Source organism: Cytophaga hutchinsonii ATCC 33406 (assembly GCF_000014145.1).
Lineage (GTDB): Bacteria > Bacteroidota > Bacteroidia > Cytophagales > Cytophagaceae > Cytophaga > Cytophaga hutchinsonii.
Genome location: NC_008255.1, coordinates 1,161,982 through 1,178,054 on the forward strand (window position 1 = coordinate 1,161,982; position 16,073 = coordinate 1,178,054).

Sequence of the window (16,073 nt, forward strand, 5' to 3'; positions counted from 1 at the left end):
GAAAGCCTCCCGGTAAATGTGCCGGGAGGGTTTTTTATTCACTTCATTTTTTAAAATAAAACACTGACATTTCCTTTTAAATAAAAAGGTGTGCCGGGTGTGAAATGAATTTCAGTTACCGGTGTTGTTTCATTTTTCAATTGAGATTCGGTTGCAAATTGTGCTTCCCGCCATTTTTGATCGAAAATATTTTCAGCACTGATACCAAACTGCATCTGCTTCCATTGATAATTTACTACCGCATCCGTAATAAAATAACCGGAAGCAATAATTGTATTGTCTTCAACCGCGGCACGTTTTCCAAGATACCGGTATCTTAAGCCTGCGCTCCAGTTACGCTGCTTTACAGACAAACCACCGGTAGAGGTTACAGGCGGTGCCAGCGGTACATAGTTTTCGCCTTCCGGCAGCTCAATGTACCTTGGTTTGGCAAGATTCAGATCTATATCCGCATACAGCCATTTCAAAACCTGATATCTCATACTCACATCAATGCCCATGCGTCTGGTGCTTCCGCTGGGTTCCAGCAAACCATCATCACCTACATATACATATTCCGATTCCAGATACATATACCAAAGGGCCGTGTTCACAAATAATTTAGCACCTATTTTCAGATTGGTGCCCAGGTCTGCAGATTTGGCTCTTGGTAAACTTGATTGGTTTGTTTTGTATACAGAAACACGTGCATCGTTTGAATGAAATCCGTAACCGCCGCTAAGGTAGAGCTGTACAGCGTTTGTAAGTTTGTAGTATATGGTTGCCTTCGGGCTTAAAATTCCCTGCCCACGGCTTGCAGAGCTCGTATCATCGATGCTGCTTTTATATGAAAACAGGAAGTAGTCATACCGAATACCCACATTGAATGTGAAACGGGTTGAAAGCAAGAGGCTTGCATCTATAAAACCGTTCATGTTATTTTCACGAACAGATCCTTTCTTTGTGTCATAGAGAAAACGCCTTTTTTCAACATGAGCAAGACCGATGTTTGTAATGTAGTCTCCGCGGTAACCAGCTCCAATATTCGTTTGTATTGTTTTCCCGGCAAGTGTATAGTTTCGTTTCAACGACGTATTATAGCCAAACATATTTCTGTTTTCATATTGATGAATTTCATCGCCATGCGTAGTATCATCTTTATAAAAGGTGAAATTTGAAAACAGCGTGAAGGTATACTTGCTCCAGAATACCTGGTTGGTCCATGTACCCAGGTTTCCTGCATCTGTTGTAAGCTGTACATTGGCATTTGAACGCGTTGTTTTACCTCCCTCTGAATCATCAATGGCACCAAACCAGCCAATGCTGCCGTTATCTATGGCCCGCTGCGGGATTTGCCCCGAAGCATCCCATCTGCTTGTAAAGGTAGAGATACTTGCCGTTAAGAAGGTATTGCGTGATAAGATGCCGTGATATTTTCCGAACACATTGAATCGGTTGAAATGCTGCGGACTTTCAAAAAAGCCTTTGGAATAGAACGCTTCTGAAGCCATGTAAGCACTGTGTTTTCGTTCAATGGTATCTTTTGCAGGCAGCAGATTTAATAAGATCATTCCTCTGCTGGTATTGAAGCGTCCGGCTTCGAGTTTGATTTTATTTTCAGGGATGAAATTTTTTGTTTGCAGCCGAACAGCTCCGGCAGTGTTAAAGTCGCCGGTGCCTGTCTGGTAACAGCCTTTGTTGAACTGAATGTTATCAACCGTTTCAGGGATTACAAAATGCAGATCCGCATAGCCTTGTCCGTGTGCATGCGAAACCATATTCACCGGCATGTTGTCTACAGATACGGCAACGTCGGTGCCATGGTCTACATCAAAGCCTCTTAAAAAAAGCTGTTCGGCTTTACCGCCTCCGGCATGCTGCGCAATAAATAAACCCGGTACCAGCCGCAACAGATCCTGCGTGGTATTTACAGGCCGCAGTTTAAAATCGATGGAACTGATGGTTGTAAAGGCCACTTCCCTGCGTGCAGCGATTGGTATCTCGGGAATTTCAACTGTCGTTTCGTTGAGCGCATAGCTTGTATAAAGTGTTTCCGAAGGATTGAGGTATATGGTATCTGTCAGTGATTCATATCCCAGTGAATAGATGCGGATATAATACGTACCTGCCGGCAATGCCGTGAATTCAAACCTCCCTTCAACATCTGTATAAGCTATCTGATTGCTTCTATTCGTAAGCTGTACATAGCTATTGAGTATGGGTATGTGATTGTGTACCTGCTCTACCTTGCCTTTAATTACACCGCTTTGGGCATGTGCAAATAGATATAGAAATTGCAGCAGCACAATAAGAATAAATTTCATATCGTGATGGATTAAGCGTTAACAATCGGATCACTCAGAATACATAGTATATCTGCTCATCCTGAAAAGGAAAAGGTATCCGTAAAAACTGAAATGGCAAACTACACCTGAGGCGGCTGCAACGGTGGACACAGCGCTCTGCTGGTAAAGGAATTCAGATACATTGAAAAATAGACGATTCTCTTATGTATACAGGTATGATAAAAAAGCATTTCGTTATCTGACTGAAAATAGAAATCAATTTTGATATCGGTTTGTATTTCTCCGGAAGGCGTGCTGCTTTCGCTGTCAGCTGTATCTGAATGTATGTGGTCCATCACATCATGTACATGCGCTTGCGTACCGGCATTATGATCATGGTCGTGAACATGTGTATGTGTATGCTGGAGATAGGCATGAATCTTCAGCGGATCGATACGATGCGCGTGCTTACTGATCGCTTCGTGCCGGTGCCAGGGATTCGGAATGTAATGCAGCAACGTGTGCACAAAAGAGGCAGAGTCTTTTAATGCCAGAACAAAAATACTGACAATGATAAGAAACGAAAGGGGGGAATACCTGTTCAATGTTACCTTATTAACTTACGTATCATTAATTTAAAATCTTAATAGTACTTAAGTAATTTTAGTTAAAAAAGGTGTATTGTCAAATTGATTACGTAATAAATATTGGCAGATCCGGAATATTCCGGATTTAATACAAGGGAAGAAGTGAAAAATTCTAATGGAAGATTAACGGATTAAACAGAATTTTATGCAGATGAAAAAATGAGAGGACGTTTATCAGGGAGCGTTAAACATTCCCTTTTTGAATTTTTTCCAGTTCTATAACATCAATTAAATCTTTTGGTCGACCGGTTTGTTTTTTTGCTTCGATCAAATGATTTAATTGTAAAAAACGTATGGTTAAATCATATAACAATGCTTCAGATGCCTGGTTATAACAATTTTCAAAAGCTTCTTGCGGAAAGCCTTTCAGATATGTCATTATATCAAGAGATAAGCCTGATTGTAATTGAATAGAAGACCAGCCTGGTACAAATTCCATTCTTTCAACGGCACTAAAATCAAGCCCTTCATTTTTTTCAAGTGCTGTACGCAGATTATTTCGATTTGCTGGCGTATCTTCAATCCAGATATCACAATCATCCGTAGTTCTGGAAAATCCATGCAAGTTCGTTGCAAAGCCTCCCACCATAATATACTTCACATTATAGTCATGAAGGTTCTTCCATAAATTAAGAATGCCTTCATCCAAAATATCCATAATGTATTATTGTTTTTTATGTGTAATAACCGCTTTCTTTAACATATTGTCAATGCGGATTAACATCATCAATTTTTCAAAGCGTTGTTCATAGATATTTAACGGACGTTTGGCTGATTTTTTTGATGTCTCCATATGCATGTATTGTTTATATAAAGATAGAAAAAAAACACATTATCTGTTAGTTCTTTTTTAGTATAAACCCGACATTAAAACCCAACGCATGGGGAATAGCCGGGTAGGGGATCGCTTCTGTTTTCAGAATGGTAAAATACTTTTTCAGAAGAACCGCTAAGGCATCGTAATCAAAACCCTTGTGGCCGCAGTCTCTGCGCGCAACTTTGTCGAGTCTGCCAATAGAACCATATAAGAATTCTTTTAATGTATACGCTTCGGTTTGTGCTTTTTCCTGTGTAATGCTTTTTATAATATGCTTGAAAAATAATACCGGACCTTTTTCATTCGGCACACTGACCAGGCAATACTGTTTTGTTTTTTTGCTTAGCTGAACAATGTAAGCTTCCAGGTCTGCTGCCGGAATGTGTTCAAGTGTTTCAAGGCATACACTCACTTCATACATGCTGTCATCTGCGCTGAAATCAGCGGGTTTTTCACAGGTGTGAAAAGAATAATCCGGATGCATGCTCCACTTTGTTTTGGCAATGTCCAGGCCGCCTTCCCAGTTGGCATCATAACCGGCATACGTAGCAGGTTTATTGCTTAAAAAATCAATCGTCTTGCCATCATAGCAGCCAAGTTCCAGCATCGAATACGAAGGCAGCTCCCAGCGTTTGATCCAGCTATTTACCCATAGATAACGTGCATAATGTAATTTGCTTCTGAAAGATTTTCCGTCAAATAACCGTTCGTTGTATGTAGCCACGTATTAGTTTATGAATTATGAATTATGAATTATGAATTATGAATTATGAATTATGAATTATGAATTATGAATTATGAATTATGAATTATGAATTATGAATTATGAATTATGAATTATGAATTATGAATTATGAATTATGAATTATGAATTATGAATTATGAATTATGAATTATGAATTATGAATTATGAATTATGAATTATGAATTATGAATTATGAATTTTTTATCTTGATGCATGTTTTCAGTCTTTACTGGTTTATTAAAGTGTAGCTAAAGACTGTTCAATGGTAAGTCTTCACCGCGGTGAATTTTAATTCGTCATTAATAATTAATAATTTTTAATTATCTCCGTTCTTTCCACAACTGCTGGAAGGATTTCGGTGCTACGTGCAGATCTTCTCTGCGTTTGCTCCAGGAGTTTTTAAAGATAAAGCTTACCATGAAATTTTTAAGTCCGGCGCCAGGGAAATTCAATAATTTCCTGTTCTTCATGGCACGTACCCAAAGCTTAAATCCAAAGCGTTCAGACTTGGCTGAAAGGCCTTCCTTAACGCTTTGATTTCTGTTCAATAACAGTAAGTTGTGAATATCAATCTTTACCGGACATACACTGGTACATGCCCCACACAAAGAACTGGCATAACTCAGGTGTTTGAATTTTTCCATGCCTTCCAGATGCGGTGTAATAACAGAGCCTATCGGCCCGCTGTAGGTACTTGCATAGGTATGTCCGCCGATGTTTCTATATACCGGGCAGATATTTAAACAGGCTCCGCAGCGTATACAGTTTAATGCCTGGCGTTTTTCGGGATCAACCATTAAGTTGGTTCTGCCATTGTCAAGCAATACTACATACATTTCTTCCGGACCGTCACTTTCGCCTTGTCTGGCGGGGCCTATAAGAACGGTATTGTAAACGGTAACCTGTTGCCCGGTTCCGCTTTGTGCCAGCATGGGCCAGAATAAACCTAAGTCTGTAAGAGAAGGAATCAGTTTTTCGATACCAACAATAGCAATATGTGTTTTCGGGAATGTAGTGGATAAGCGTGCGTTTCCTTCATTTTCAGTAATTGCAATGCCGCCTACATCCGCAATTAAAAAGTTAGCGCCCGATACACCTACTTCCGCATCCAGATACTTTTCGCGTAAGATACGGCGCGCTGTAAGCGTTAATTCCTGGGCATCTTCGGTATAGGGTATGCCTAATTTTTCTTCAAACAATTTAGAAATATCGTGGCGCGACATGTGCATGGCAGGTGTAACAATGTGATAGGGGCGTTGGCCGGCCAGTTGTACAATATATTCACCCAGATCTGTTTCAATGGATTCAATGCCGTTCTTTTCCAGATATGCATTAAAGTGAATTTCTTCCGTTGTCATGGTTTTAGATTTAACCACGCTACGTGTCTTTTTCTCTTTAAGAATTTTATGTATCTCTTTTAATGCTTCGGCTGCATCCTGTGCCCAGATTACTTTACCGCCGTTGCGGGTAAAGTTTGTTTCAAATTCAATTAAATATTTGTCCAGGTTTTCGATCACCTGTGTTTTTAAATACGAAGCACGCTGTCTTCCCAATTCATGATTATCGAATTGAGAAAACCCTTTCGCAACAGCATCGTTGTAACGGCCAATATTGAAATTGATTTTACGACGGTGTTCCGGATCAAAGGTTTTGGAGTCTGCGTCTTGTAAGAAAGTTTCAGCGCTTTTCATAGTGTTATTCGGTGCGATCTACTACTAAACGGTGGTCCATGTTGGCAAGTTGCCACGCAGTGAGAAATACAAGCTGTGTGATCTTTGCCATTTTGTCAAAACGGATTTTATCCACCGTATCGGTAGGTTTATGGTAATCGGCATGAATTCCCGAGAAATAGAAGATTACAGGAATGTTGTTCTTTGCAAAGTTATAATGATCTGAGCGATAATAAAAGCGGTTGGGGTCATCGAATGAATTATAGGTATAATCCAGTACAATTTTAGGCCCCTGCCAGCCGGTATTGGCGTTTTCGCTGAGCGTATGCAGTTCAGAAGAAAGCCTGTTATCTCCGATGATATATACATAGTTTTCATCGATCACATTGGGGTGTGCGGCATCCACACGGCCGATCATATCAATATTCAGGTCTGCAACAGTGTTTTTAAGCGGGAATACAGGTTTATCTGTGTAATATTCAGAACCCATAAGTCCGCGTTCTTCACCTGTTACCGGCATGAACAGAATGGTACGTGCCGGGCCATGGCCAAGGCTTTTAGCGATAGAAAATGCCTGGGCAATTTCCAGAAGAGCAACCGTACCGGAACCATCATCATCTGCTCCGTAGCAGATCTGTCCGTTCTCAATACCCAGGTGATCATAATGAGCGGTAAGTACAACAATCTCCTCCGGATATCTGGAACCTTCAATAACGGCCAATACATTTTCTGTTTCAACCGTACGTTCGGTTACACCAGCTTTAGCAATAACTTTAGCTGATTTGAACGGATATGGAGTATTAGTACCTGTACGGTTTTTTTTATACGATGCCAACGCATCCGGCGTGCTTTTCAGCATTTCCGCGGCCAGACTTGCGGGCACAAAAAATGCACTTGCTTTTTTCTTGTGTGTAAAGGCCATGGACGGTGCATTTAAATGATCTTTCAACGCTGCCAGTCTTGTTTCAAAATCCGTATCTGTATTACCAACAATGATGAATACAGCTTTCGCACCTTTCTTATAGGCTAAGTCAGCTTTTGCCCGCCAGTCGTTTGCCCAGGTAGAACTTTGTTTTGTTTTTGTTACCAGGGATACCGAATCTTTGAATGGTTCTCCGGTAAAGATGATCACGCCTTTGTCTTTAACATCCAGGTTTGTATAGTCGCTGTAGTTTCTGGCTTCAATGCCATAGCCTGCACAAACAATTTTCATAGCTGTTGCTTCAGGCAATTGTACATCACCATAAGCATAAAAATCTTTTAAAAATTCTTTTTGTTTATTGCCGACTTTCAGCCATACCTCTTTCCATGTTTTTTCTACCAGGCTGAATTTCTGAAAATAGCTTTTATCTACAGCTGTTGGTACGGCAGGGCTAAGTCCAAATTCCTTGAATTTATCGGCAAGATAGAGTGCGGTACGTTTTTGTCCGGCTTCTCCGGTAGCGCGTCCTTCCATACTGTCTGATGCAACAATGTGCAGATAGGCAGACAGGTCGGCAGCCGTGATTGAGTTAAGAGCCGCTGTCTGGGCTTTCGCCATATCCGGTATCGGTTGGGCATACAGGGCAGAAATGCCGGAGAATACAAATGTCTGAAGTAGTAAATACTTCCTGAAGAATGTCGTCATAGGGTAAATCTAGTTAAAAAAGAGCTTTTTTTATCCACAAGAACCGAAACAAATCCTTCTTTCCAAAGCTTTCCGTAAATTTGAATCTGTAACATTTCTCCCCGTTTATTTGTTAGGTCAGATAGACTACTATTCCACAGGATTATGAAAATAGATTTAACCCAAAGAGGTTCCTTCCAGGAAAGACACATCGGTACGTCACTTTCAGAAAAAGAAACGATGCTGAAAGCTATCGGTGTCGGTTCGCTTGATCAGTTGATTGATGAAACTGTTCCGGCAAACATTCGCCTGGCAAACCCTCTGCAATTGCCGAAGGCATTGAGTGAAGAAGAATTTCTGGTTGAATTCAAAAAAGTTGTTTCTCAAAATGAAATTTTTAAAACATATATCGGTTTGGGGTATTACAATACCCTTACGCCAACGGTTATTCTTCGTAATATATTAGAAAATCCGGGTTGGTATACCGCTTATACACCGTATCAGGCAGAGATTGCTCAAGGCCGTCTGGAAGCCCTGATCAATTACCAGACAATGGTTTGTGAATTAACAGGTATGGAGATTGCAAATGCTTCGTTGCTGGATGAAGCTACTGCAGCGGCTGAAGCAATGACGCTTATCTACAGTTTGCGTAAAGGAACGAAAAAGAATGCAACGGTTTTTGTTGTTTCAAAATATACCTTTCCTCAAACCATAGACGTATTGTTAACGCGTTCAGAACCGCTGGGCATTAAATTAGAGATGGTAGATCCTGCAACCGCAGACTTTACACGTACAGACATATTTGGCGCATTGGTACAGTCTCCGGATTGTAACGGAAATGTTGCGGATTATACAGCACTTATTTCAGCCGCTCATGCGAACGATACCTTAGTTGCATTCGGTTCGGATCTGTTGAGCCTGACACTTATTAAATCGCCGGGTGAAATGGGCGCAGATGTTGTGTTCGGTTCTTCACAGCGTTTTGGCGTGCCAATGGGTTTTGGTGGTCCGCATGCAGGTTTTTTTGCTACCAAGGAAGAATACAAACGCCAGCTGCCGGGCCGTATCATCGGTGTGTCCATTGATGCAGAAGGCAAGAAAGCATATCGTATGTCTCTACAGACCCGCGAGCAGCATATCCGTAGAGAAAAAGCAACCTCAAACATTTGTACTGCCCAGGTATTATTATCTGTAATTGCAGCTTCGTATGCTGTATACCACGGACCGGAAGGCCTGAAGCAGATCGCTAACCGTGTACATGGCTTTGCTGCAGCGTTAAGCGCAATTGTTACAGAATTTGGTTTTGAACAAACCAATGCAGCATTTTTTGATACGATTTCAATAAAAGCTCCGGGCAAAGGATTAGCTATAAAATCTGCGGCAGAGAAACGTAAGATCAACCTGCGTTATGAAGGTGATTCAGTTTTTGTAGCGCTGGATGAGTCGGTTACTGTAGCAGATCTGGATCAGCTGATTGAAGTGTTTGCAGAAGCTGCAGATAAAAAAGTAGTAGCTATTGATATTTCAAATAAGTACCTGCGTGTTGAAGGTGCACTTTCAGGCGCGTTGCTGCGTACGTCTGCGTACATGACACACCCGGTATTCAATACGTACCATACAGAGCATGAAATGCTTCGTTATCTGAAGCATTTAGAAAACAAAGATCTTTCGTTAACGCATTCCATGATTTCATTGGGTTCTTGTACCATGAAGCTGAATGCAACAACTGAAATGATTCCGGTAACCTGGCCGGAAGTAGGGCAGATCCATCCGTTTGTACCCGCTTCTCAGGTAAAAGGGTATCATCAGTTATTCAACAATATTGAATTGTGGTTGTCTGAGATCACAGGTTTTGCAGGCGTTTCTGTACAGCCCAACTCAGGTGCTCAGGGTGAATATGCCGGTTTGTTAGTGATCCGCGCATACCATGAAAGCAGAGGCGATACACACCGTAATATTGCATTGATACCGACATCGGCGCACGGTACCAATCCCGCAAGTGCTGTAATGGCAGCTATGCAGGTAGTGCTTGTTAAATGCGATGACGCAGGCAATATTGATGTTGCCGATCTGAAACTAAAAGCTGAACAGCACAGCAAAAACCTATCGTGTCTGATGGTTACGTATCCTTCTACACACGGTGTATTCGAAGAAAGTATCATAGAAATCTGTGAAGTAATTCACCGTCACGGCGGACAGGTTTATATGGATGGTGCAAACATGAATGCACAGGTTGGGTTAACCTCTCCGGGCAGCATCGGAGCGGACGTTTGTCACCTGAACTTACATAAAACCTTCTGCATCCCGCACGGCGGAGGTGGTCCGGGTGTTGGTCCGATTGGTGTGGCAGCGCATTTGACACCGTTCTTACCGGGCCATGCTGTTGTAAAAGCAGGTGGTGAAAAAGCGATCTCGGCTGTTTCTGCAGCGCCATGGGGCAGTGCAAGCATCCTTCCGATCTCCTATGCATATATTGCTATGATGGGTAGTGAAGGACTAACGAATGCAACTAAAAATGCGATCTTAAACGCAAACTATATTAAATCCCGTTTAGAGAAATTCTATCCGATTTTATATACCGGTACACACGGACATTGCGCACATGAATTTATTCTGGATTGCAGAGCCTTTAAAACAACTATCGGTATTGAAGTTGAAGATATTGCAAAACGTTTGATGGATTATGGTTTCCACGCGCCGACCGTTTCATTCCCGGTAGCCGGAACATTAATGATTGAACCAACGGAAAGCGAATCTAAACATGAACTGGATCGTTTCTGTGATGCGATGATTGCCATCCGTGCAGAAATTGCAGAAATTGAAAATGGTACAGCGGATAAACTGGATAATGTATTGAAACATGCACCGCATACAGCAAGTGTTATTACTGCTGATGCCTGGACACGTTCATATTCTAGACAGAAAGCTGCGTATCCGTTGCCTTATTTAAAAACAACGAAGTTCTGGCCTTCTGTAAGCCGTATAGACAGTGCATACGGTGACCGTAACCTGTTTTGCAGCTGTATACCTACAGAGGAATTTGCAGAAGCGGAGCTGGCAAATTAAAGAATCAAGCGGCAAAAGGCACACGCATGCCCGCGCCCATATATTGTACCACCAAGGCGAAAGCCTTACTGGCCTATACTGGCTCAAGTCTTTAGCGAAGCGTGACTGGTGCCGGGCATTTCACAGTCTTTCACTGTTTTACTCAACGTGCAGTCAAAGACTGTCAAATGATACACACCAGTCTGAAGACTGGCGCGAGAGATGTACCTTACATAACAAAGCTTGGGACAATGCCCCAAGCTTTGTTTCATATAAATCTCCGTCATACATTTTTTTGTATTAATTTAATATTTCACGCCATATCCAGATGATCGGCAGGATTTTAGTGCACATGCCGGCATAATTTTCATTTTAGTCGATAAAATAGGCTTATTCTAAGAATTTTGGATTTAATTCCGTGAATAACTTACATAAAAGCACATTAAATTGTATTATTATGTTGGCGAAAAATTGTGCTTAAATAAGAATGAAAAAGTTTTTTAAAAAGTATCTCAATAAACTTCTGGACATAGAGCAGGGAGAATTAAAGCCGGTTCTATTGTTGCTGTTCTTTTCATTTTTTTTAGGGATAAGTGTTGTAACGTACGACATTGGTTCCAGTACAATGTTCCTGGAATTTTATGATCAGAACAGAATCTCAGAAGCCTTCTTAGTGTCAGGTTTATTAGGCGTTGTATCAACATTGATTTTCGCGTATTTTCAAAAACGTATTCCATTTTCAATCTTAGCACGCATCACACTAATATTAGTTTTAGTAACGATCATTGTTTTTACTTTTTTATTACAGCGCTTTCCCGATATTCATAAATTACGTTATCTGGTTTTTGCCAGTCTGGGTAGTATTAATGCCTTAACATTATTGTGTTTTTACGGTATTATAGGCCGTGCATTTAATCTTAGAAATGAAAAGCGGTTAACCGGTACCGTAGATCAGGGACAATTGTTCGCTACCGTAATTGCCTTTTTCGTTGTATTCCTTATTCCGGAATCGGTACCTGTGGTGGATTATTTCTATTTCAGTGTGGGAGCAATGATTGTATCTTTTTCATTATACATCCTGTTTATCCGCCGCCATTCTACCGAAAAACTTCTTACGATTAATAAAGCAGAAGAACTGGAGGCGTCACCTGGTTTCAGACAGTTGTTCAGCAACAAATACATTCGGCTGCTGGCTCAGCTATCGCTGGTATCGGTTATTATTTTGCAATTCATGGAATTCTCGTTTTTCTCCGCAGGGCTTGAAGCCTATAAGGAAGTAAGTGCAGATGGCCGTGTATATGTGAATGATATTGATCTGGCAAAATTCCTTGCCGGGTATGGTACGGTACTTACCTTGTTTAATATGATCTTTCAGCTGGTAGGTGCAGATCGTATTATCAATACCATAGGCGTAAAACTTTCACTGTTTATTCTTCCGGTTTTGCTGGGTATTTTCTCCATACTCACGGCGTTGGTAGGAGGTTTCTTCGGAGATACAAAATATGATGCCTTGCTCGGCATTAATGAAACGTTTATCCTGTTTTTTATATTTGTTTGTTTAAGTAAGATCTTTTTACAGACGTGTATTGAATCGTTTGAAGAACCGATTTATAAAAACTTTTTCCTGCCGATCAATTCCAGGATCAGACACGATGTACAAACGAAAGTAGAAGGTGTTTTCCGTCAGTTTGCAGTTGTTGTCGCAGCAGGTTTCCTTATTCTGTTTGGGGTACTTTCTTTCAAACTGATTTACTTTAGTGTAGCACTTATTATTGCGGTGTGTATCTACACATATGTGATTGTAAAGCTATATACCGAATACCGTTCAACATTGCAGGATACACTTACGGCACAACGCGGCAGACAGGATTTTCGAGATGACAGCAATGATAAATCGGTGCAGGCTATTTTGTTGCAGGAATTGAAAACGGATAGCGGAACACGTATTATCACGACGCTTAAAATGACCGAGCGCCTTGATCCGGCATTGCTTGAAAAGTCGGTTCATCTGTATACAAACCATGCATCAGAACGCGTGCGGAGATATGTATTCAATAAAATCGAAGAGTCTAAATTATTGTCGGCATCACATGAACTGAAGGAAATAATCCGTAAAAAAGAAATTCCGATCGAAACAAAAGCATTGGCAGAGCATGCCTTGTTAAATCTGAATGATGTTGAAAAAATGCTTACCTCGCCCGGACAGATTTTAAAACTCTCCCGCTCTAAAGATCCTGTTGATAAAGAGCTGGCGGTAAAACTGATCCGGAATAATTTTAACGAAGAAATGGCGCGCCAGCTCTTCGATTTACTCAGAGAATCTAATCCGCGTGTACGAAAGTCTGCTTTGCTTACGGCAGGTACCATCAAGCTTACGCAATACTGGATGCTGCTGATTGAAAATTTATCGCTTCCGAGTTTTGCAAATTTTGCTTCAGCAGGATTGGAATACATTGGCGAAAAAGTTATACCTACACTTGATCTGGCGTTTTATAAAACAGGTCAAAACCTTCAGACCAAAATCCGGATCATTCAGGTATATTCAAAAATCGGCGGAGAACATGCCATTGAAGTATTGTGGAATAAGATCAATTATCCGGATCGTAAAGTCGTATCCGAAGCATTGCTTGCGCTTCGCAACCTCGCTTACATTGCTAAAGGCGATCGTGCCAGTAAGATCAAGCAGTTACTGATTCAGGAAATTGCTTTGTGCTCCTGGAAGATTGCTGCACTGGATGAAATAAAAGAACAGATAAATCCGACACCGTTGTATCAGGCATTACTGGAAGAGATTGAAGAAAATGATGAAAATATTTATATGTTGTTGTCTCTGATTTATCATCAGGGGTCTGTTAAACTGGTAGAAGAAAATATCAAAAGCCGAACGGTAGAAGGTGTACTCTATGCTATTGAATTGCTGGATGTGTTTGTGGATGATGAATTGAAACCCATGCTGGTTCCGCTTCTGGATCAGATTTCCTTGTCTGAAAAGATTCTGAAGCTTCAGGAATCTTTCCCGAGAGAGTCATACGATGAGATTACTATTTTATACCATCTCATTAACAAGGACTATAATGAGATAAACCGTTGGACAAAAGCCTGCGCGATTCATAAATTACTTTTAATGAAAAAAGTAAAAGTAAACGATACACTTATCGCCAATCTTTTTAATCCGGATAAATTAATCCGCGAAGTTACCGCAAAGCTGATTCATACAAATGATCCGGATGCCTATCACGTGTTATGTCAACGTATTCCTGAAAGGCATAAAAAAGAACTGGATGCGTTAATCGTTTCTAGTAAGATGGTAAGCTGGAAAACGGATATGTTTGAAAAAGTTACGTTTCTGAAATCCATTCCTGTGTTCCTGAATATTTCCGGGGCATTACTCGCGTTGCTGGCGGATCACATTGAAGAAATGCATCACAAAGCAGGAGAAGTGTTGTACAAGGATAGTCTGAATGGCGCAAACCCTGTATCAATTGTTTATTCCGGTATGATCTCCCTTTCGCACGCAGACGGATTAATAGAAGGTACTTACGGTTCTAAATATGTACTGGGAGATGAACTGATCCTGGATACAGATGTGATGAACTATACCGTAACAGCAACAGAAGATACGATCATTTTCAAAATTGATAAGGACCGATTCTTTGATATTGTTTCCAGTCATTATGTATTATCAAGAGCAGTAATTCCTGCGCTGAATAATGAACTGGAAGAAGCATATATTAAAAACGAACTTGTAGTTAAATAAAAGGCAAAACAAATGGCTTTTGAATACGATATATTTTTAAGTTATACCTCAACGGATAATGAAAAGCTTCCGGGCTACGATGCCGGATGGGTAGATAATTTTAAAAAGTTTCTGGATACATTGATATCACAGCTGCTGCAGCATCATCCCAAAATCATCACGAGTCAGGAAATCACAGAACCAGGATTCAATCCGTTTGAAAAAGCGTGTGTTGTTATTTATCTGGTTTCTCCGGAATACATTGTTTCCGGAGAATTTATTAAAGAAGCGGAATACTTACAGTTGTTGATGAGTAATTCCAATAACATGCGTATTGATGGTAAACTCCGGATGTTTAAAGCTGCGAAGTCGTTTGTTGAGCCGGAAAAATACCATCCTTTATTAAGAGAACTGGTGAGTTATGATCTGTTCATGTACGACCCGTTTACAGGTTTGATGAAAGAGTTTAATGCTTTTTTCGGGCAGGATGCGGAGAAGACTTACTGGATGCGTCTGGTAGATTTAGCTTATGATATTTATAAAGTTATTTACTACAATCAATCACAGGCGATCAATGCAGATTTTAAACAGAAGGCTACGGAAAGTATGCCCGATGAATGTATCTATCTGGCTGAAACAGGAAATGATTTACTGATTCAGAAAAATATTATCCGCCGCGAACTTGAGCGGCACGGATACCACGTATTGCCGGATAAAGTATTGTCTCCGCATGCTGTGGATACAAATGTTACGATTAAATCGGATCTGGATAAATGTAAATTGTCTATTCATTTAATAGGTGAATCATTTATCAGTGAAGAATTTGAAAACAGAGAGGAAGTGGAATTGATGAAACTGCAGAATCAGATTGCAGTGGAATACAGCAACACAAAGAAAAACAGTATTCCATTCAGACGTTTGATCTGGATTCCACAAGAGCTTAGTTTTGCTGATGATAAGCAGCAGCTTCTTATGGAGTCGTTTATCAGCAATACAGAATCAATGAATGGCGCTGAAGTATTGAAAATACCTATTGAAGAATTTAAGTCTTTAATAAAAAGAGAGCTTGCCACAATCAAAGATGACAAGGGATATGGCTACTTTATTCCCGAGGCAGCGTTATCATCAGATTCAGGAAAAAATATCTATGTAATTGTTGACGCAATTGATATCAGCAAATGCCAGCCGGTTGTAAATCATTTGAAACAAAATGGTTTTGATGTATTGCTGCCGATGTTTGAAGGAGATATTATGGAAGTACGTGCCAGTCACCGCAACAATTTAAATGCCTGTGATTCCTGTCTGATCTTCAGTGATCAGGTTTCGGAACAGTGGGTGAAAAGTAAAGTGCTGGATATTTTGAAGGCACCTGGTTTTGGCAGAAAGAAAAACATGATCGGTAAAGCCATTTATTTATCTACAGATAAATTAATCGATTCTGAATACTATAAAAAATATAATTTCTCAATCATTCGAAGCAATGCGGGTAATTTTGAGAAAGAAATTATTCAACCATTTCTGAAACAAATAACGGTATAAGAGT

At 40.5% G+C, this 16,073-nt stretch carries 10 protein-coding genes; 3 read left to right on the forward strand and 7 right to left on the reverse strand.

Features of this window, described 5'->3' with window-relative positions; all coding sequences use genetic code 11:
* Positions 1 to 50: 50 nt before the first annotated feature.
* From CHU_RS04950 to CHU_RS04975, 7 genes are all read right to left on the reverse strand, one after another.
* Positions 51 to 2,303 (reverse strand): TonB-dependent receptor, encoded by a 2,253-nt coding sequence (locus tag CHU_RS04950; RefSeq protein ID WP_011584407.1) that lies wholly within the window; start codon positions 2,301 to 2,303, stop codon positions 51 to 53.
* 101 nt (positions 2,304 to 2,404) lie between these two features.
* Complete coding sequence (locus CHU_RS04955) at positions 2,405 to 2,869, reverse strand: hypothetical protein (protein WP_011584408.1); 465 nt, start codon at positions 2,867 to 2,869, stop codon at positions 2,405 to 2,407.
* A 226-nt stretch (positions 2,870 to 3,095) separates the two neighbouring features.
* Positions 3,096 to 3,569 carry a DUF6036 family nucleotidyltransferase gene (locus CHU_RS04960; protein ID WP_011584409.1) on the reverse strand — a complete coding sequence of 158 codons (474 nt, stop codon included), beginning with the start codon at positions 3,567 to 3,569 and terminating at the stop codon, positions 3,096 to 3,098.
* Between the two features lie 6 nt (positions 3,570 to 3,575).
* The gene (locus CHU_RS19775) at positions 3,576 to 3,704 is read right to left on the reverse strand and encodes a hypothetical protein (RefSeq protein ID WP_256235431.1); all 129 of its coding nucleotides are present in this window, start codon (positions 3,702 to 3,704) and stop codon (positions 3,576 to 3,578) included.
* A 46-nt stretch (positions 3,705 to 3,750) separates the two neighbouring features.
* Positions 3,751 to 4,452: a methyltransferase domain-containing protein gene (locus CHU_RS04965; protein ID WP_011584410.1), complete on the reverse strand. Its 702-nt coding sequence runs from the start codon at positions 4,450 to 4,452 to the stop codon at positions 3,751 to 3,753.
* A gap of 341 nt (positions 4,453 to 4,793) precedes the next feature.
* The gene (locus CHU_RS04970; protein ID WP_011584411.1) at positions 4,794 to 6,164 is read right to left on the reverse strand and encodes a LutB/LldF family L-lactate oxidation iron-sulfur protein; all 1,371 of its coding nucleotides are present in this window, start codon (positions 6,162 to 6,164) and stop codon (positions 4,794 to 4,796) included.
* 4 nt (positions 6,165 to 6,168) lie between these two features.
* Positions 6,169 to 7,770: a M28 family peptidase gene (locus CHU_RS04975; protein WP_011584412.1), complete on the reverse strand. Its 1,602-nt coding sequence runs from the start codon at positions 7,768 to 7,770 to the stop codon at positions 6,169 to 6,171.
* A gap of 144 nt (positions 7,771 to 7,914) precedes the next feature.
* Here CHU_RS04975 and gcvP point away from each other — a divergent pair, with 144 nt between their 5' ends.
* The 3 genes from gcvP to CHU_RS04990 all read left to right on the forward strand — a co-directional run bounded on the left by gcvP (position 7,915) and on the right by CHU_RS04990 (position 16,069).
* Positions 7,915 to 10,815, forward strand: coding sequence for an aminomethyl-transferring glycine dehydrogenase (gene gcvP / locus CHU_RS04980; RefSeq protein WP_011584413.1), 2,901 nt, complete (start codon positions 7,915 to 7,917; stop codon positions 10,813 to 10,815).
* Positions 10,816 to 11,281: 466 nt separating this feature from the next.
* Positions 11,282 to 14,551 carry a cyclic nucleotide-binding domain-containing protein gene (locus CHU_RS04985; protein WP_011584414.1) on the forward strand — a complete coding sequence of 1,090 codons (3,270 nt, stop codon included), beginning with the start codon at positions 11,282 to 11,284 and terminating at the stop codon, positions 14,549 to 14,551.
* 12 nt (positions 14,552 to 14,563) lie between these two features.
* Complete coding sequence (locus CHU_RS04990) at positions 14,564 to 16,069, forward strand: hypothetical protein (RefSeq protein ID WP_011584415.1); 1,506 nt, start codon at positions 14,564 to 14,566, stop codon at positions 16,067 to 16,069.
* Positions 16,070 to 16,073: the final 4 nt, after the last annotated feature.

Bases quoted from the DNA above. Each gene is read 5' to 3' on its own strand.
- CHU_RS04990 (WP_011584415.1), top strand. From the start codon at position 14,564: ATGGCTTTTGAATACGATATATTTTTAAGTTATACCTCAACGGATAAT.
- gcvP (WP_011584413.1), top strand. From the start codon at position 7,915: ATGAAAATAGATTTAACCCAAAGAGGTTCCTTCCAGGAAAGACACATC.
- CHU_RS04950 (WP_011584407.1), bottom strand. From the start codon at position 2,303: ATGAAATTTATTCTTATTGTGCTGCTGCAATTTCTATATCTATTTGCA.
- CHU_RS04985 (WP_011584414.1), top strand. From the start codon at position 11,282: ATGAAAAAGTTTTTTAAAAAGTATCTCAATAAACTTCTGGACATAGAG.
- CHU_RS04975 (WP_011584412.1), bottom strand. From the start codon at position 7,770: ATGACGACATTCTTCAGGAAGTATTTACTACTTCAGACATTTGTATTC.
- CHU_RS04960 (WP_011584409.1), bottom strand. From the start codon at position 3,569: ATGGATATTTTGGATGAAGGCATTCTTAATTTATGGAAGAACCTTCAT.
- CHU_RS04970 (WP_011584411.1), bottom strand. From the start codon at position 6,164: ATGAAAAGCGCTGAAACTTTCTTACAAGACGCAGACTCCAAAACCTTT.
- CHU_RS19775 (WP_256235431.1), bottom strand. From the start codon at position 3,704: ATGGAGACATCAAAAAAATCAGCCAAACGTCCGTTAAATATCTATGAA.